This window comes from Chitinophaga sp. YR573 (assembly GCF_900110995.1).
In the GTDB taxonomy this organism is placed as follows: Bacteria; Bacteroidota; Bacteroidia; order Chitinophagales; family Chitinophagaceae; genus Chitinophaga.
Window position 1 is genome coordinate 741188 of the sequence record NZ_FOJF01000001.1, and the last position, 19408, is coordinate 760595.

Consider the following 19408-nt stretch of genomic DNA (forward strand, 5'->3'; position numbering starts at 1 on the left):
ATAAAAAAATTATGCAAGATCGCAGACATTTTTTAAAAGCAGCGGCACTGAGTGCCGCTGCTTTATCATTAGATGGCGTTAGCAAAGCTGCTCCATATGTAAAGCCCTCCAAAGCCAAACCAATGGTTCTCTCTACCTGGGACTTTGGCCGTGCTGCCAACCTTGCTGCCTGGGAAATCCTGAAGAACGGCGGCCGTGCATTAGATGCAGTGGAAGCAGGCGTGAAAGTGCCGGAAGCAGACCCTAACAACCATACCGTGGGTTACAGTGGTTACCCGGACCGTGACGGTCGTGTTACCCTGGATGCCTGTATTATGGATGAACTGGGTAACTGCGGCTCCGTAGCTGCCCTGGAACACATTACCCATGCTATCTCCGTAGCCCGGCTGGTAATGGAGAAAACACCCCATGTAATGCTGGTAGGTGATGGCGCTTTACAGTTCGCACTGTCTCAGGGATTCAAAAAAGAAAACCTGCTGACACCGGAATCTGAAAAGGCCTGGAAAGAATGGCTGAAAAAGTCTGAATACAAGCCCGTAATGAATATAGAAAACAGTTCCTACGGTGCAGAGAAGGAAACCACCTTTAACCCGCTTAAACTGCCGGGTAACGTCTACAACCATGATACGATCGGTATGGTGGCAATGGACGCAGAAGGTAACCTTTCCGGCGCCTGTACCACCAGTGGTATGGCGTTTAAATTACATGGCCGCGTAGGAGACTCCCCTATCATTGGTGCAGGATTATATGTAGATAATGAAATAGGCGCTGCTACCTCTACCGGTGTAGGTGAAGAAGTGATCCGCATTGTAGGCAGTCACCTCGTGGTAGAACTGATGCGTCAGGGCTACTCTCCTGAAAACGCCTGTAAAGAAGCAGTTACCCGTATCGTGAAAAAGAATCCTGCAAGAGCCAAAGGCTTACAGGTAGGTTTCCTGGCAGTGAATAAAAAAGGTCAACACGGTGCTTACTGCCTGCAGAAAGGCTTTAACTACGCCGTATTATCCAACGATTCCAACAACGTGCTGATAGACGGTAAAAGCTATTTCCCCGGATGATAACACTTGAAATATGCGCAAGCTCTGTTGCGTCCTGCATAGCGGCGCAACAGGGTGGCGCAAAACGTATAGAACTGTGTGATAACCTGCTGGAAGGCGGCACCACTCCCAGTTATGCAACGATCGCACTGGCCAGGGAAAAGGTGGATATAGACATCTACCCTATCATCCGCCCCCGCGGCGGTGACTTCCTGTATGACGACCTCGAATTTGCTATCATGCAGAAAGATATCGCCATGTGCAAACAACTGGGATGCAATGGTGTAGTGATCGGTTTGCTTACAGCAGATGGACAGGTAGATGTGGAAAGAACGACCATACTGGTAGAAGAGGCCTGGCCTATGGGCGTTACCTTTCACCGGGCCTTTGACATGACGGCAGACCCTTTACAGGCGCTGGAAGATGTCATCAGCACCGGCTGTGAACGCATCCTCACTTCCGGTCAGCGGAATACCGCTCCCGAAGGTACTGAGCTGCTGAAAACACTGGTAAATCTGGCGGAAGGACGTATCATCATTATGGCGGGATCCGGCGTAAGGGCAAACAACATTGAAATGTTGGTAAAGGAAACCGGCGCTACCGAATTTCACACCACCGCCAGGTCATATATAGAAAGTAAAATGGTCTATCGCAACCCCCATGTTAGTATGGGTGGTATCCCCGGCGTGCCGGAATATGGCATCTCATTAACACAGGCCGATGACGTAAAACTCATTCTCGAACTGGCCCAACAAGCAAAACGCTGAATATCAATTGATATTCAGCGTTTCGGCATCAAGCATTCATCTTCTATTTTCTACATCATCAAATGTCATTGTTGTTATAATCTCTTCACATCTCTACTATTATAAACGTCAATTAACACTCCCCGGTTTTAAATTTTCGTGAAGATTTTGTTAAACGTACCTTATACATTTATAGGAATTTCTGGTTTATTCTTAACCAAAGCATAAAGTTCTATTAGAATAGAGAGATTTTTTTTAATTTTCCGTTTCGTTTTTAAACCGCATCTAATTCAAAACACTAATCATGACGCTTAATCATCAGGAAATTGAACTGATTGACAGTTTCGAACAGATAGCCGTGGATATACATCCTACAGCTAAAGAGGGTTCCAGAGCAGTTGCGCAGGAAATAGCAGCACTAATTAAATCAAGACAAGCCACCAATCAGAAAGTGGTTTTAGGTCTTGCAACAGGCTCAACTCCCAAATACCTCTACGCAGAACTGATCCGGTTACACAAGGAAGAAGGGCTAAGCTTTAAAAACGTAGTTACCTTCAATCTGGATGAGTACTATCCCATCGAATCCGATGCGCTGCAAAGCTACAACCGGTTCATGAGGGAACAGTTACTGAGCCATATCGACATTCCTGAGGGTAACTATTTTATCCCGGATGGTACTGTGCCAAAGGAAAAAGTAAAAGAATACTGCGCAGATTACGAGCGCCGTGTGGAAGAAGCCGGTGGTATTGATATCCAGGTACTGGGCATCGGTACAAACGGACATATCGGGTTCAACGAGCCAGGCTCCAGCCTTAGCTCACATACCCGCCTGGTAACCCTGGACAACTCTACCAGGATGGCAAATGCATTCGAATTTGCCAATATGAGCCAGGTTCCCCGTCTCGCTATCACAATGGGTCTCAGCACTATCTTCAAGGCTAAACGCATCATTTTGCTGGCCTGGGGTACGCACAAAGCTAAGATCGTTCGCAAAGCAGTTGAAGGACATTCCACCGATCAGGTGCCTGCTTCTTTACTGCAACAACATCCCGACTGTAAATTTGTAATCGATGAGCAGGCGGCTGAAGAGCTGACCCGCTTTAAAGAACCATGGCTTACCGGAGATTGCGAATGGACGCCTAAAATGCGCCGTAAAGCAGTAACCAGCCTGGCGCTGAAACTGAATAAGCCCATCCTGATGCTTACAGACAGCGATTACAATGAAAATGGTTTAAACGACCTGATCGTTCAGTATGGCTCTGCCTACGAACTGAATATCGAGGAATTCAACGGCATCCGTGATACCATCACCGGCTGGCCCGGCGGTAAGCCAGGTGCACAGTTGCCCAGCCACCCGGAACGTTCCGAACCACAACATAAACGCGTTATCATCTTCTCTCCCCATCCTGATGATGATATCATCTCTATGGGTGGTACTTTCATACGCCTGCACGAACAGGGTCACGATGTACACGTTGCTTACCAGACTTCCGGTAATATCGCCGTTACAGACGAATTCCTGCTCCGCTTTATCGACTTCGCCGTAGGTTTCGAAGGTATGTTCGACATCGACCGCAGCAAAAGCTCTCAGATCCTGGAAGACGCTAAAGCCTTCCTGAGAGTGAAAAAGCCAAGTCAGAAAGATACTCCTGAGAACCGCGCTATTAAAGGGCTGATCCGTCGCGGTGAAGCTAAAGCTACCTGCCGTTACGTGGGTATTCCGGAGGAAAACATCCACTTCCAGAACCTGCCTTTCTATGAAACAGGACTGGTAGAAAAGAAGCCAATGAGCGACGCGGATGTTGATATCACCGTAGAACTCCTGCGTAAAGTGAAACCTCAGCAGATCTTCTGTGCCGGTGACCTCGCAGATCCGCATGGTACTCATAAAGTATGTCTGGACGTTATCTTCGCTGCACTCGAAAGACTGAAACACGAAGATTTCATGCAGGATTGCTGGGTATGGCTGTACAAAGGCGCATGGCAGGAATGGAACATCCATGAAATCGAAATGGCTGTACCAATGAGCCCCGATCAGGTATTACAGAAACGTCTCGGTATCTTCATTCACCAGTCACAGAAAGATGTTATCCCATTCCAGGGTACCGACATTCGTGAATTCTGGCAGAGAGCAGAAGACCGTAACGCTAATACCGCTCAGATGTACGACCACCTTGGATTACAGCAGTATGCTGCCATGGAGGCTTTCGTAAGATATCATTTCATTTAGCAGTACAATACTTACAAATAATGATACCGGAATGAGTACAATCATTCCGGTATTTTTTTTATCCGCTGAGTATGAATATGAGTACCCAAATATTGTAATCGAAATATTCGTTACATTTATAAATTATAAAGTTTCAACCAATATCGGATAGCACGTTAGTCAGTGTGTGATTGTCAAACCTCGAATTTCTTCATACTCATTTTTTAGTAAACCCATAAGTTTTATGAAAATGGTCACCGCCAGCAAAGCTGCGGCCTATCTCGCTCTGCTACGTGCAGTTGCTTCAAATCTTCCTCCAGATGAAAGGCGGTTTTATGACCCTTACGCTAAACTATTTCTCCCATCCCATCTGAAACTGGTAGAATGGCTGTCGAGGGTTACCTTTCTCAATCATATTATCTCCTGGTACATTGATCAACGCTGGACCGGCGCCCTTACTTCCTGTGTTGCCCGGAACAGGCTCATAGATGTAATGACCACCAATCTTGTCAGAGATGAAGGCTTCAACCAGATCATCATATTCGGTGCAGGATACGACTGCAGGGTACACAGACTTAAAATGAAAGAAAGGGTGATGTTTGTAGAGATAGATGATCCTGTTAAACAGGAAGCCAAACTGGCCATCCTGGAAAATTCTCCGCTTAAACCCGTTATACACGTGGATTCTATCTCGGTAGATTTTCATAAACAACGCCTGGAAGATGTACTGCCTGGTCTCTTCCATAACACACATTATAAAACCATGTTCATATGGGAAGGTGTTACCAATTATTTTACCGCTCCCATAGCAGATAAAATCTTCCAGTACTTTAAAACATTCCTGCCCGGTACTGTTATCATCTTTACCTACGTAGATGAAAAAGTATTATCTAATCCCGAACAGTTTGTAGGTGCTGCCAATGTTACCAAACTCCTTCGGAGTAATAACGAGTTCTGGAACTTCGGAATAGACCCAGCAAAAATCAGCGATTTCCTGGCAGGCTATAATATGAAATTAGAGTATGATCAAGGTGCCGATACCTATCGTGAGATATACTACGGAAAAGAACGGGCCGCTAAAATGAAAGGATATGAATATTACCGCGTAGCAATGGCCCGTGTTCAATGAGAATAGCAAATACGAATGATCATTCGTATTTTTATACCTATGGAAACATATGATATACTGATCATCGGAGCCGGACCAATAGGATTGGCATGTGGACTGGCAGCAAAAAAAGCAGGACTGAATTATCTCATCATTGAAAAAGGTTGCCTTACCAACTCTCTGTATAACTATCCGCTCTATATGACCTTCTTCTCTACTTCAGAAAAGCTGGAAATAGGAGGTGTCCCTTTTGTATCTATCAGCGCTAAACCCGTACGCCCGGAAGCCCTGGAATATTACAGGCGTGTGGCCGTTTCCAACCACCTGAATACACATCTTTTCGAAGCCGTGGAAACAGTAAAACAAACAAACGGATCATACACTGTCACCACAACAAAAACCTCTTACACCACAAAACATGTCATCATCGCCACCGGCTTCTATGACATTCCAAATATGCTGCATATCCCCGGCGAACATCTTCCTAAAGTAAATCATTATTACAAAGACCCTCACTTCTATGCCATGCAGAAAGTACTGGTAATAGGAGCGAATAATTCTTCTGTGGATGCTGCCCTGGAAACATATCGCAAAGGCGCAGATGTGACGATGGTGATCAGGGAAGAAGGGATTGGTAAACGTGTAAAATACTGGGTGAAACCAGATATAGAAAACAGGATCAGCGAAGGGAGTATCAAAGCCTACACACACTCCACTGTACAGGCTATCAGGGAACACGAAGTAGATATCCTTACACCGGATGGTATTGTTACCCTGCAGAATGATTTTGTACTGGCACTTACCGGTTATCAGCCTAACTTTAGCTTCCTCGAAAAAGCAGGGATAGAACTTTCTGACGATGGAAAGAAACAGCCCACCTACAACCCGGATACCATGGAAACAAACATGCCAGGCATATACCTGGCAGGAGTAGTTTGCGGTGGGATGAATACCCACATATGGTTTATTGAAAACTCAAGAGATCATGCAGATAAAATCATTGCACACATAAAGGCTACACGATATTAACCTCTCTTTCCAGGTCTACCCCGAATTTTGCATGTACACTGTCCAGCACCTGCTGCGATAAGCGGTAAATGTCCGCACCACTGGCATTCCCGTAATTCACCAGCACCAGGGCCTGTTTGGCATGTACTCCTGCATCTCCTTCACGGAAGCCTTTCCAGCCACACTGCTCTATCAGCCAGCCTGCTGCCAGTTTATAATGGCCACCCTCTACCGGATAGGCTACCATATGCGGGAACTCCGCTTTCAGCCGCTCATAGGTATCCCCGGCAATCGTGGGGTTCTTAAAGAAACTACCGGCATTGCCAATCTCTGCCGGGTTAGGCAGTTTGGAAGAACGGATATTGATGACGGCCTGACTGATAGCCTGAATAGATAATTCATGTACTTCCATCCTTTTCAGTTCCTCTTCAATAGCCCCGTATTTAATATTAAAATGAGGGTTTTTATTCAGCTTAAATGTAACGGACAATATCGCATACTGCCCTTTGTATTTCCTTTTAAACACACTCTCCCGGTAACCAAACTCACACGCTGCATTGTCGAACGTCTCTGTAGTAAAGCTCTGCAGGTTAAAAGCCTCTAATTCATAAAACGTATCCTTGATCTCTACCCCATATGCACCTATGTTCTGCATAGGACTGGCACCCACATTCCCCGGAATCAGCGACAGGTTTTCCAGGCCTGCACGGTCATGTTTGATACAGTCCATTACAAAGCCATGCCAGTTCTCCCCTGCCCCTGCTTTCACATATATATGCGCATCATCCTCTTTTACCACCGTAATCCCCTTTATTTCATTCTTCAGGATGATCCCGTCAAAGTCTTTCGTAAACAGCATATTACTGCCGCCACCCAGAATCATATGCGGTAATCCCTGCTGTTCCGGAGCAGACAAAATCTCTTGTAGTGCAGCCGCAGATGAAAATGAAGTAAAATAGCGGGTATGAGCAGTGATACCAAACGTATTATAGGGCCGGAGTAAAACATTTTCAGATATCAGCATATGATCGGACAAAACTTTAGTAAATTTATCAAACAAAGATAATAATAAAAGCATGCCGCTAACAGCTGTCGTATTAGGAGCCACTGGTCTTACAGGCAATAGCCTGGTAACACTGCTTTTGCATGACAACCGTTTCAGCAAAGTAAAAGTACTGCTGCGCTCACCATCACTCAAACAACGCCCGGGACTGGAAGCGGTTATCGTTGACTTTGACGATGAAGAGGGCCTTGCATCAGCACTGCATGGAGATGTATTATTCTGCTGTATAGGTACCACCATCGCAAAGGCCGGGAGTAAAGAGAGCTTCAGGAAAGTGGATTTTGAGATACCCGTTCGTTGCGCTACCATCGCCCATCGCCAAAATATGCAGCAGTTCCTGCTAGTCTCTGCTGTTGGAGCTAATCCTGCATCTATGAATTTCTATTTACGCACCAAAGGAGAAACAGAACAGGCGATAGAAAAGACCGGATTCTCTGCCTTACATATTTTCCGCCCTGCTGTATTGCTGGGTCCCCGGGAAGAATTCCGGCTGGGAGAATGGATAGGTAAATTCCTGACCCTCGTATTTTATTTCCTGTTGCAGGGCCGCTGGAGGAAATACCGCCCCATAAAAGCCGTGAATGTAGCGAAAGCGATGATCAACGCCGCCATCAATACACCTTCCGGCACACACGTTTATGAATCAGATGCCATTAAGGAGTTGGCAGGTAAATAATTTATGAGAATACCTATATGCACCTTGCTGTGCCTTCTATGCTGTACATTAGCCTTCTCACAGATAAACCAATATGTGGTTAATACCTGGGAGGCTCAGCCACAATTACATCGTCAGACAGATACTAGCTTACCCATTACCGTGCTTAAATATATTGTAGTCCGTGATTTCGCCCGTTCTACCGCAGATGGTTCTCATTACCGTACCATCTATAAACGGATGCATATTAACACCAAAGTGGCGGCAGACAATATTCCTCAGCTCTTCATACAACTGGAACCGTATGAAAGTATCAAAACTATCAACGCAAGAGTCATCTATCCCGATAATCATATAGTAGGCGTGCCTGTATCAAAAGTATACACCAGCGGCAAAGCAGAAACAATAAGAATATCACCGTTAAAACTGGTGCCGGGTTGTGAAGTGGAATATGATATGCTTGTACATGAAGTCACTACCCCCGCAGGCTTTGAATACATGCAAGGCGGTGAACCCTGTAATGAGGCTACTTTTATGTTGGTAGTACCGCCGGATATGCTGTTCCGTTCAAGAGGCAGCAATGGTTTCCCGGATGTAACGGATAGTATCGCATTCACAGGTGTACATTATTTTCGTGCAACGACACATCATGTACCAGCGCTCTTTCCGGGTGATCTTTTTTACTATAATACCTGGATACAACGCACCGAATTTTCTTTGCGGTCAACTGGCTGGCAACAACCTGCCAAAGACCAGTTCCTGGAATATGTGTATATGGAAAATCCTGCTTACAAAAGGCTGCAGAAAGAGGTCAGCAAATGGGATTTTCTGAAAAACAGGTTACCGTTACCAACACTTATCTATCAGGTAGAACAACAGATAAAATCACAATATAAACTGATCAATGATCCGGATAATTATGATTTGTCTGACATCGAAGAGATGTTAAAAACAAAAAACTGTAATGAAACAGGCATTATAAAACTGATGGAATCTGTATATTATCTGCTCGGAATTCATACGCAGATACTCTTTACATCCGCACATGAATCTGTTCCACTGGACAGTAGTATCGTGAATATAGAACTGGCCAGTAACGTACTCATTTACTTCCCGGAATTACGCCAGGCATTGGCGCCTGCTTATGCCGAAACACGCTTCCCTTTTTATCCTGCTGCATGGGCAAACCTGCTGGCCCTGCGTTGCCGCGATACACTGATAGATAAAAAAGCAGAAGTGCTGGTAGACTTTATTCGTACGCCGGTCATCGATTACACAAAGAATAATATCAGCCTGGAAGCAAACATAGATATCAATGCACTGGGTGTTTACGATATAAAACTCAAACAAACAGTAGGCGGATATCCCGGTATGGCGGTTAGAACCATCATAGGAAATACGCTCATCGCTGCCCTCGATGAGCAATACAATTCTATGCTGCCTACAGGTCCCATCAGGGTATCCGGCCTTACGCATAAAATGCAGAATGGTTACTGGGACCATCCTCCGGCTGATGCTCCCTTTATCCTGGAGTCTTCCTTTAAAACAGATTCTATCAATACAGGCATGCTGATAAACGGACTGGTACAACAATATCGGTCATCCATGCCACCATCGAACATACCCATTGAAATGTCCTACCCGTTTTACCAGGAATGCAGGATTTACATTACAGTACCTGAAGGGTATAAAATGGCGAATACTGCTGATTATAAAGTGGATATTCCTGGTACTTCCCTGGGATATAAAATCACATGTAAACAGGAAGATAATAAGATCACTATCTACTCGCTGAAATGGTTTAAGAAAGACAGTTATAATAACGAAGAAAAGAAAGTATTTGAGAAGATTCTGCAAGCAGATAATGAAATAAAAGACAAAAAACTGTATATCTCTAAAAACTAACTATACCGGATCTACGTCCGGTACTATCAGCACAGAACGGTACTGCTTTTCCGCCTGTAATTTAGTAAAATGCTCACGCAGCAACTGCTTGGTTTGTGCAATGACTTTCGTATCTCTGGGCAGCTTGATCAGCATCTCCTGCAGATAATAAGTACGCACACGTCCTACCAATGGTGCCGCCGGCCCCACCAGATTAGCACCTATATGCGGCCTTAACCAGTTACTGAGAATATGCGCGGCCTGTTCCACCACCTGCTGCTGCTTATGCTTCAGCGTAATCTTTAACAGCCGGTAAAAAGGAGGATAACCAAAGCGTTGCCGCTCCGCTATCTCAGAGGCATACATGCCCTTATAATCATGCGTAGTGACAAAATGTAATATCGGATGACGTGTATTACTCGCCTGTATAATCACCTTCCCCTGTCCGTCACGACGCCCCGCACGCCCTGCCACCTGTTCCATCAGCTGAAACGCCCGCTCATTCACCCTGAAATCAGGAAAACTCAGCAAACTATCCGCACTTAAAATCCCGATGAGGTTTACATTATCAAAGTCCAGTCCCTTCACCACCATCTGTGTACCCACCAGTATATCTATCCCCTGCTGTTCCAGCAGCTGAATCATCTTATTATGACTATCCTTATTTCGCACAGCATCCATGTCCATACGGGCAATACGAGCCTTGGGGAACACCTGTATCAGGTCGTCCTCAATCTTCTCTGTACCAAAGTTTTTAGGGATCAGTGTATTACTGCTTCCGCAGGCAGCACAGGTATGTACATAAGGATAACGCGTACCACAATAGTGGCACTGCAATTTATCCTGGTTACGGTGATATGTCAGTGATACATCACAGTTCTTACAATTAGGTATCCATCCACAGGTAGTACACATCAGGAAAGGCGCATAACCACGTCTGTTCTGGAACAGGATCACCTGTTTACTATCAGCCAGACTCACTCCGATAGCATTCCGAAGCTGAGGTGTAAAGTTCTCCTGCATCGTCTTCTCTGCCTGCTCCTTCTTCAGATCTATGATCTCTATAGCAGGCATCGCCACCCCGCCAAAACGTTCTGTTAACTCAACCAGGCCATACTTCCCCTGCTGCGCATTAAAATAAGATTCTAATGCAGGTGTGGCAGAACCTAACAGCACTTTAGCACCAAACAACCCGGCATAATAAATCGCTGAATCCCGCGCATGATAACGCGGAGCAGGGTCCTGCTGTTTAAAAGATGCATCATGTTCTTCATCAAGAATAATAAGTCCTAAATCACGGAATGGTAACAACAGGCTGGAACGTGCGCCCAGTACTATCTGTAACTCGCCGGTCTTCACTTTATTCCAGATCTCCACACGTTCATTATTACTGAACCGGGAATGATAAATGCCTATTTTCTTACCGAAATGTTTTTGCAGACGCCGTATGATCTGTGCTGTTAATGCTATCTCCGGCAACAGGTACAACACCTGTTTACCGCTGTTCACATGCTCCTCTATCAGCTTCATGTACAGCTGCGTTTTACCGCTGGAAGTAACCCCATGCAGTAACGTTACCTGTTTACTTTCAAAGCAGTGGTGCAGCTCTGCTAAAGCCTTCTCCTGGGCAGGACTCAGCACAAAATCCACCTGCGCATCAGATTTCCCACCACCCGGTACACGGTCTACCGTCCTCTTCTCTATCCACACTACATTTTTATCTACCAGTCCTTTCAGCTGTGCAGCCGAAGCACCTGATTTCTTCAGTAACTCACTCTGCAACACACTACCCTGCGTCTTTAACAGATGCAGGTATGCCAGCAGTAATTCCATCTGCTTGGGAGCTTTCCCCAACTCGTTGAATAACCCAGCCAACTGTTCTTCAGCTGCATAGTGTTCATGCAGCTGCACATAGTTCTCCTTCTTCTCTTTATAGACCTCTTTCAGCTCTTCATATACCAGCAATACATTCTTCTCTATCAGCTTTTTTATCACGGAGTACACATCAGATTTATCGAGGATCAGCTGTACTTCCTCTATGCGTAATTCCTTGCGTATATGTAATGCTTCTGCTATCAGGTATTCACTGTCATCCAACCCGGTGAAATCATCCCCGAAAGCATCATTGAACAACAGTAACGTTTCGCTCGACAATTTAAGGTGGGCAGGTAAAGCGGCATTCAGCACTTCCCCTTCTGTACACATGTAATAAGACGCCAGCCATTGCCACAGTAAAATCTGGTTGGGGTATACGACCGGGTCTTTATCCAGTACATCCAGCAGGGGTTTGGTTTTGTATTCCAGCGGCGCCATTCCATGCACTGCTTTTACAATACCGGTATATTTCTTTTGCTTGCCCAGTTGTACGGCAACACGGCTTCCCACCTGCACGGCATCTTCCATTTCGGGAGGTACCGAGTAGGTGTAATTCTTTGGCAAAGCCAGTGGCAGTATAACATCAGCAAATTTCATTATTTCCAGCTTATCAGTTCTTTCTCCATAATATCAAACACCTGTTGCTTCAACGCCGGTAAATCATCCATTCCCAACCCTTTTACAGGTACAGGAGGCAGGTATACTATCCTGCAACGGCCCGGATTGATCTTGAAAAATCCGGAATGTGGTAAACGGGTACCATTATCCAGATATAATACCGGTTGAATAGGTGTCTGTGTTTCTATCGCTATCCGGAAAGCCCCGTTATGAAAGGGTTGTAAAGGTTTGTCAGTTTCGTTGGTAGTCCCTTCGGGAAATATCAGGATAGACACTCCTTCCTTCAGGGTATTCATCATTTCACGTACACTACGGGAACGTGCCTTGGCATTTGATCTGTCTACCAGCACTACAGAGTTCTTATAAATAAACCCGAATAATGGCACCTTCTTCAGTTCTATCTTCCCCAGGGGACGAAATGGCAAACGCATTACCCCCACAGCAAGCGCCGCATCCAGGTAGGAACGGTGATTCACCACATAGATACAGGGTTCGTTATTCTTTTCACATTTGTAGATCCTTTTCACCCGCATGCCCACCAGCGGGAACCAGGAATTTGACCAGAACCAGAGAAAGTAGAAGATGATATTTCCACCTTTTATCCTGCCAAAGAGAGAGGCCAGGAAAATAGGCGGAAGAATAAGCAACATGATGCCTAAGAATAAGATAGAAGCGTATATAGCGTATACGAATTGTAATGGTTTCAGCAGTAACTTCATAAATAACGACAGTAGCAAACCTGAAAATTACTGCAAGTGACCGTAAATACCTAATAAGTGCTAATTACAGTTGCAACTCCATTCCTTATCGAGGTCGATACAGGTAACTACCTTTGTGTTACCATCACAGGGCGCAAAAACAATACGAAGATGTTGCCCCTCTTCGGAATAACCTTCCAGGGCAAATGTTGGGCAGGGCTGGTCACGGGGATTGGACTTCTCCGTGTTGATACGGCCATCTGCAAGAATTTCGCTCACTTCTGCCTCGGTAATATGACGGCATTCCATCCGGCAACGGGCATGAACGGTATATTCCAGCCGGGCATGACGATTCAGTACAGCAGGATCATTCGCCGTGCTACGCGGACTATGACCTGTTTTTGTGTATGGTGGTGTTACTGGCCGTGGTCCCTTCCACCACTGCTGGCGCCAGGCCATGAATAATAGTAAAGCCAGTAATATGACAGGTATGTACTTACCCTTTGATTTCATAGTGGTTACTCAGATATAACACGTTAGTATTGCTCAAGCGACGGCAATCTATGTAATTTTGCCAATATAAGCGGTATTAAATTACCATATAAAGGCACATTGCAAAAAGATGTAACTTTGCCGACTTTATGACAACAGGTAAAACAGTAGCATTTCATACCCTCGGCTGCAAGCTGAACTTTTCAGAAACCTCCTCTATCAGCAGGTTACTGGAACAGGATGGTTTTGTGAAAACAGATTTTGACGGACAGGCCGATGTATATGTAATCAACACCTGCTCTGTTACAGACAATGCCGACAAAGAATGCCGGCATCTGGTACGCCGTATCCAGCGCCGTGCACCGGAAAGTATGGTGGTGATCACCGGCTGTTATGCACAGCTGAAACCAAAGGAGATTGCCGAAATTGAAGGAGTAGACCTCGTACTGGGCGCTGCGGAAAAGTTCAACATCGTTGAACACCTCAAAACCCTCACCAAAGGAGACAGCACTAAAATTTGCTCTTGCGACATCGAAGACGTTAATACCTTCCATGCATCTTACTCCATGAACGATCGTACCCGCACCTTCCTCAAAGTACAGGACGGCTGCGATTATACCTGCTCCTTCTGCACCATCCCCATGGCCCGCGGTAAAAGCCGTAGTGATAGTGTTGCCAATGTAATACAGCACGCTAAAGACCTGGCAGCTACCGGAGTCAAAGAAATCGTATTAACCGGTGTCAACCTGGGCGATTTCGGAAAAGGATTTGAAGGCGGTAAAAAGAGAGAAGAGAGCTTTTATGAACTGATCCAGGAACTGGATAAAGTAGAAGGCATAGAACGTTACAGGATCTCTTCTATCGAACCAAATCTTTTAACGAATGAGATCATTGAATTCGTAGCTAACAGCCGCAAATTCATGCCTCATTTTCATATTCCCCTGCAAAGCGGCAGTAATGATATCCTCGGATTAATGCGCCGCCGTTATCGCCGTGAATTATATGCAGAGAAAGTAGCATTGATCCGCCAGTTCATGCCGCATTGCAGCATAGGTGTAGATGTGATCGTGGGCTTCCCTTCTGAATCAGAAGAACACTTCCGCGAAACGTACGACTTCCTGCATGCGCTCGATGTATCGTACCTGCACGTATTCACTTACTCAGAACGTCCGAACACAGGCGCAATAGATATAAAACCAATCGTACCTGTTCACGTCCGCAACGAACGCAACAAAATGCTGCGCAACCTGAGCCTTAAAAAGCTACAGTATTTCACAGAACAACACATAGGGCAAACCCGTAAAGTATTGTTTGAAATACAAGGTAAAGATGGGATGATGGAAGGTTACACAGATAACTATATCAAGATTACCACTCCCTTCCGCCAGGAATGGGTCAACAGTATTGTTGAGTGGGATTTAAGATAAAAATCAAACATATCAGGAGATACTAAAAAGGCCCCGCCAGAAACTCCACTTCTTACAACAAAACACAATAGGCTCCGTTAGGAGCCCCGTGTTTGTAGCACAAACATAATAAACAACAAAAATTGACTCCGTTAGGAGTCCCCTAAAAATCGGATATAGGGGACTCCTAACGGAGTCTGGTTTGATGTTATAATCAATTTCTACAAACACGGGGCTCCTAACGGAGCCTATTGTGTTGTATAAGGTATTTACTGCAAACACGCCGCTCCTAATGGAGCTTTACAACAAAAAAAAAGGACAAGTGCAGTATTACCTGACTTGTCCTTTTTACTGTGGGAGCTACTGGATTCGAACCAGTGACCCTCTGCTTGTAAGGCAGATGCTCTGAACCAGCTGAGCTAAGCTCCCTTGAAAAAACCAATAACGTAAAAAGAGTGGGAGCTACTGGATTCGAACCAGTGACCCTCTGCTTGTAAGGCAGATGCTCTGAACCAGCTGAGCTAAGCTCCCTTTTTACATTTTCATCAAACCGTTTGTCTGATGGGATTGCAAAGGTAAAAACTATTTTTATTCCACCAAATTTTTTTCAGAAAATCCCTGACCGATTTCTTTACATCGCCTGCTATAAAGCATCCTGCCCGAATAAATTTTAAAACGATCCGGCTTCTGACTTTGGTATTATTGCCTGCACCCACTTAGCAATTCCGGTTCTACCGGATAACCCAGATCTTTTGCTTTTACAAAGTCATAACACTGCCCGCCTGCATCCAGCATTCTTTTGACTCGCCCACGCAGGTAATAAGCAAAGTCCAGGTCTGGATAAATATCGATCGACTTACTACAATCAGCCAGCGCAGCAAAGAGGTCTTCATCACTAATCTTCAATGTTACTTTAAGCGGCAATATCCAGCTTACATTAAATGTATTAACATTTCCGCTGAAAGATTTGGCCTTGAGCTTTAGCTTACTGGAAAGATTTATTCTTGCAATTGCCCTGTTTACATAAGCCGGCGCAAAGGCACTGTTTAACTGAATACACCTGTTAAAATCATCTATTGCCGCCTGATACTTTCCAAGCGCAAGGAATATATCTCCCCGGGTATTATAATACGCTTCTATTTTATCAGTTCCAGACTTAATCCCTTCGTTAATGGATGTCAATGCTGCATCATACTGCCCTAATGCAAATTTCGCTTCAGCAATGCCAAGCTGTATAGTCGCCAGGAATCCATTAATATAACTTTCTGATTCTGGTTGTGAAATATGCTTCAGTTCCCGGATCACATTTCCTTTATTTTGCATAGATGCATTATAATCCAGCACGGCAGCTGAATAATCCTTTAATACAAAATGGGCGTTTCCCCGGAAAGACAACAGCATCGCATTGTCCGGAAACTTATTAATACCCACACTATAAATATCTATCGCCCTTTTAAATTGCTGCAGATTATAGAAAGCGGTTCCCCGCTGGTAATAATAGCTGGGGTTTGTTGCATCACAATAAAAGCCAATCGCATGCTCCAGTTCGCCCCTCAGCGTATCACCGGCAGGCAGTAGTGCATAACATGCCTGCATGTCTGAACACGCACCATCCATGTCTTCAATAGCATGTCTTTCTAATGAACGGTTATAGTAAGGAAGATGATCCTGGGGATTAAGCCGGATGGCTTTTGTATAGTCTTCGATGGCTTTTTCATGTTCGTTTATTGCCGCGTATACAGTACCCCTGAAGCTATATAAGACCTGTTGATTACTGTCAAGTCGAATGGCCGTATTAACATCTGCCAGCGCTTCCTTTATTTTCTGACTATTATAATAAATCATCGCCCGCTGATAATATGGAAAATAACTACCAGGAGCCAGTTGTACAGACCTGTTCATATCTGCAATAGCCAGTGCAAAAGCGCCCTGTTTGAAATGATAATTGCCTCTTTGAACATAATAACCAGCGTTCTCAAAGTCAAGAGCAACAGCTTTATCATAGTCCGATAATGCACCTGAATTATCACCTGTCGATTCCTTCAGGTGTGCCCTGTTTGAATAAGACATCGGGTTTGCAGGATCGATCCCTATAGCCTTATCAAAATATGCAAGTGCTTTTGCAGGCTCCTTTTGCAACTCATACACCAGCGCAATATTCACAAGGCATCGAACACATTTCGGATTTAATGTCAGTACTTCCTGGTAATATTTTCTGCCAAGATCATGCTGATTGTCTTTAATGTATAAATAGCCAAGTCTGCGCAGGATGTTTTCATTCCGGGGATTTGCTTTTAGTTCTTTCTTAAAGTAGGCAATGAGCTTCCCGGTTTCGCCTCTCCGGGTAAGAGAATCAGTAATACGATCATATTTATCCGTAGTCTGCCCGGCTGCATACAGCGTTAAAATAGTCAATATGCATGTTACCCAACATCTCATCTATTCACTGTCTTTATTCCCTTTGAAGATACGTCTCACTGCTTTACTTAATTTATTCAGATTCGCTAATTGTTCCTGTATAGGAGCCAGTGTAAGATCTTCCGGTTGTAATCCCGCTTCCACATAATCAATCTCCGTTTGCTCAGGATACAACAGTATCACATTGTTATCATGGAAGTGCTTGTTTAACCGTGCAGACATCCCTTCAAAATAAGGCTTGTAGGAGATCGTACCCTTACGCGCAGAAATCACTACGATCAGGTCATTTCCCGTGATCTCACGCGAAAGTATCAGCAACTCCTCTATCTCATCAAACTGCTTGAAAATAACATCTACACTTTGTTTGGTTTGTAACAGCTTTGCTTCTATTACCGCCTGCGTTTTATGATGACAACATATCAGCAACCTCGCTCCTACCTGTTTACTCAGCAGGATGATCTTTTGCAGGTAATGTGAAAACCCGATCTCATACTCCGCATTCTTAGGCATTACCAGCACCAGCTTCCTCGTTGCATTCAGCGGATAATTAAAGTCACATACATACACCGTTTCCCATACACTATGCAACACATTATCCAACGTAGTACCAAAGATAGAACCGAATAAACGGTCGGTAGTGCTGGTCTTATCAGTACGCCCCAGTATCACATCTGTAATCATCAGCTCCTTTGCAGCACGGGCAATACCATCAGATACATTCAGGTCTATACGTGTTACCACCTGCACATTACTCTCGGTAGCAGCAGCATGCTCCACAGCTTTCTCCATGATCCTGTTCGTCAATGGGATCTTCTCTTTCGCTTCCTCATCATCCTGCACAACTGCCAGCGGATAAATAGGAGTAGCCGAATCCGGATCTTTCAGCATCACGGCAAAGTCCAGCATCGCCTCAATACGGTCGGCTCCCGAAATAGGTATCAGGATACGCTCCTGTGTATCTTCTGCTGTGGGTTTACGCTCTGCTTCCACAATGGCCAGTTTACGGCCCGCGCTCTCTGTTACGAACGAACTTACCAGGCAGGTGACCAGTATCAATACCACAGTGCCATTCAACACACCTTCATCAATGATCCCCATATTAAACCCTATCAGTATCACCGCAATAGTAGCGGCAGCATGTGCACTGCTCAATCCGAATATTACATTCCGTTGTACAGGCGTATATTTAAAAGAGATCTGTGTAAAGTAAGCCGCCAGCCATTTACTGGCAATAGCCATAACAGTGAGAGAGCCTGCTACCAGCAATGCTTCCGGACCTTTCAGCAATACCCGCAGATCAACCAGCATGCCTACACTGATTAAGAAAAACGGAATGAATAATGCATTACCGGTAAACTGTATCCTGTTCATTAAAGGAGAAGTATGCGGGATCAGCTGATTCAATGCCAGCCCGGCCAGAAAAGCTCCTATGATTCCTTCTACTCCTGCCAGTTCTGCCAGGAAGGCTGCAAGAAATACCAGCGCCAGCACAAAAATAAAATGTGATGTTTTATCGTCCTTTATCTTCTTAAAAAACCAGCGCCCTATCATGGGAAATATCCACAGGATAATACTCGCAAACACTATCAGTGAAACACTCAGCCTTATCCAGAAATCCGTGTTAAGATTGCCCGCTGCAGCGCCTGTAATAACAGCCAGTATTACCAGTACCGCAGTATCCGTAATGATGGTACCTCCCACCGCAACGGTGACCGCTTCATTTTTGGTAATACCCAGTCTGCTGGCCAGCGGATAGGCCACCAGCGTATGTGTGGCAAACATACTGGAGACCAGCAACGTAGCCATAAAATTGAAATGCAGCAGGTAGGTACATACAAAATATCCGAGTATCAGCGGGATGAAAAAAGTAAAGGCACCGAACACCATACTCCGGTTGCGGTTCTTCCTGAATTCGGTCATATCCAGTTCCAGACCTGCCAGGAACATTATATATAATAATCCTGCTTTTCCAAAAAGATCTATACTCCCTTTTTCAATGATCTTAAATCCGTGATCTCCTATAAACATACCTGCCAGTATCAATCCGATAATACTGGGGATCCGGAATTTACGTAAAATGATGGGAGCTAAAAGAATGATAAATAATACCAGTGAGAAGATCGGCACAGGGTCTTTCAGCGGTAAGCTGATGTCTATTAATAACTTAATTCCATTCAATACACTCATAAGC

At 44.8% G+C, this 19408-nt stretch carries 14 protein-coding genes and 2 tRNA genes; 8 read left to right on the plus strand and 8 right to left on the minus strand.

The window, feature by feature from the left end; all coding sequences use genetic code 11:
- Positions 1-11: 11 nt before the first annotated feature.
- The 5 genes from BMW86_RS03225 to BMW86_RS03245 all read left to right on the plus strand — a co-directional run bounded on the left by BMW86_RS03225 (position 12) and on the right by BMW86_RS03245 (position 6129).
- Positions 12-1058, plus strand: a complete 1047-nt coding sequence (locus BMW86_RS03225; protein WP_089778910.1) for a N(4)-(beta-N-acetylglucosaminyl)-L-asparaginase — start codon at positions 12-14, stop codon at positions 1056-1058.
- Positions 1055-1804, plus strand: coding sequence for a copper homeostasis protein CutC (locus tag BMW86_RS03230; protein WP_089778912.1), 750 nt, complete (start codon positions 1055-1057; stop codon positions 1802-1804). Before BMW86_RS03225 ends, BMW86_RS03230 begins: the two co-directional genes overlap by 4 nt.
- 283 nt (positions 1805-2087) lie before the next feature.
- Positions 2088-4013 (plus strand): glucosamine-6-phosphate deaminase, encoded by a 1926-nt coding sequence (gene nagB / locus BMW86_RS03235; protein WP_089778914.1) that lies wholly within the window; start codon positions 2088-2090, stop codon positions 4011-4013.
- Between the two features lie 223 nt (positions 4014-4236).
- Positions 4237-5121, plus strand: a complete 885-nt coding sequence (locus tag BMW86_RS03240) for a class I SAM-dependent methyltransferase (RefSeq protein ID WP_089778916.1) — start codon at positions 4237-4239, stop codon at positions 5119-5121.
- A 39-nt stretch (positions 5122-5160) separates the two neighbouring features.
- Positions 5161-6129, plus strand: a complete 969-nt coding sequence (locus BMW86_RS03245; RefSeq protein ID WP_089783538.1) for a YpdA family putative bacillithiol disulfide reductase — start codon at positions 5161-5163, stop codon at positions 6127-6129.
- Here the strand turns inward: BMW86_RS03245 and murB are convergent.
- Positions 6116-7132: a UDP-N-acetylmuramate dehydrogenase gene (gene murB / locus BMW86_RS03250; protein WP_089783539.1), complete on the minus strand. Its 1017-nt coding sequence runs from the start codon at positions 7130-7132 to the stop codon at positions 6116-6118. The genes BMW86_RS03245 and murB overlap by 14 nt on opposite strands.
- 52 nt (positions 7133-7184) lie before the next feature.
- Here murB and BMW86_RS03255 point away from each other — a divergent pair, with 52 nt between their 5' ends.
- Together BMW86_RS03255 and BMW86_RS03260 are read left to right on the plus strand one after the other, a co-directional pair.
- Positions 7185-7847, plus strand: coding sequence for an oxidoreductase (locus BMW86_RS03255; RefSeq protein WP_089778918.1), 663 nt, complete (start codon positions 7185-7187; stop codon positions 7845-7847).
- Positions 7848-7850: 3 nt separating this feature from the next.
- Positions 7851-9731 (plus strand): DUF3857 domain-containing protein, encoded by a 1881-nt coding sequence (locus tag BMW86_RS03260; protein ID WP_089778920.1) that lies wholly within the window; start codon positions 7851-7853, stop codon positions 9729-9731.
- On the opposite strand, the gene priA is transcribed toward BMW86_RS03260, so the two are convergent.
- The 3 genes from priA to BMW86_RS03275 are packed head-to-tail and all read right to left on the minus strand — an operon-like array spanning position 9732 to position 13414.
- Positions 9732-12182: a replication restart helicase PriA gene (priA, locus tag BMW86_RS03265; protein ID WP_089778922.1), complete on the minus strand. Its 2451-nt coding sequence runs from the start codon at positions 12180-12182 to the stop codon at positions 9732-9734.
- Complete coding sequence (locus BMW86_RS03270) at positions 12182-12922, minus strand: lysophospholipid acyltransferase family protein (RefSeq protein WP_089778924.1); 741 nt, start codon at positions 12920-12922, stop codon at positions 12182-12184. The genes priA and BMW86_RS03270 overlap by 1 nt, the downstream gene beginning before the upstream one ends.
- A gap of 60 nt (positions 12923-12982) precedes the next feature.
- A complete protein-coding gene (locus tag BMW86_RS03275; RefSeq protein WP_089778926.1) occupies positions 12983-13414 on the minus strand; it encodes a DUF4258 domain-containing protein in 432 nt (143 codons plus the stop codon).
- A gap of 128 nt (positions 13415-13542) precedes the next feature.
- On the opposite strand from BMW86_RS03275, the gene mtaB reads away from it, so the two are divergent.
- Positions 13543-14820: a tRNA (N(6)-L-threonylcarbamoyladenosine(37)-C(2))-methylthiotransferase MtaB gene (gene mtaB / locus BMW86_RS03280; RefSeq protein ID WP_089778928.1), complete on the plus strand. Its 1278-nt coding sequence runs from the start codon at positions 13543-13545 to the stop codon at positions 14818-14820.
- Positions 14821-15153: 333 nt separating this feature from the next.
- On the opposite strand, the gene BMW86_RS03285 is transcribed toward mtaB, so the two are convergent.
- The 4 genes from BMW86_RS03285 to BMW86_RS03300 all read right to left on the minus strand — a co-directional run bounded on the left by BMW86_RS03285 (position 15154) and on the right by BMW86_RS03300 (position 19404).
- Positions 15154-15228 (minus strand) — tRNA-Val (locus BMW86_RS03285).
- A gap of 27 nt (positions 15229-15255) precedes the next feature.
- A tRNA-Val gene (locus BMW86_RS03290) sits at positions 15256-15330 on the minus strand.
- A 168-nt stretch (positions 15331-15498) separates the two neighbouring features.
- The gene (locus BMW86_RS03295) at positions 15499-17238 is read right to left on the minus strand and encodes a tetratricopeptide repeat protein (protein WP_089778930.1); all 1740 of its coding nucleotides are present in this window, start codon (positions 17236-17238) and stop codon (positions 15499-15501) included.
- Positions 17239-19404 carry a cation:proton antiporter gene (locus BMW86_RS03300; protein ID WP_089778932.1) on the minus strand — a complete coding sequence of 722 codons (2166 nt, stop codon included), beginning with the start codon at positions 19402-19404 and terminating at the stop codon, positions 17239-17241. It lies immediately after the preceding gene.
- Positions 19405-19408 lie beyond the last annotated feature (4 nt).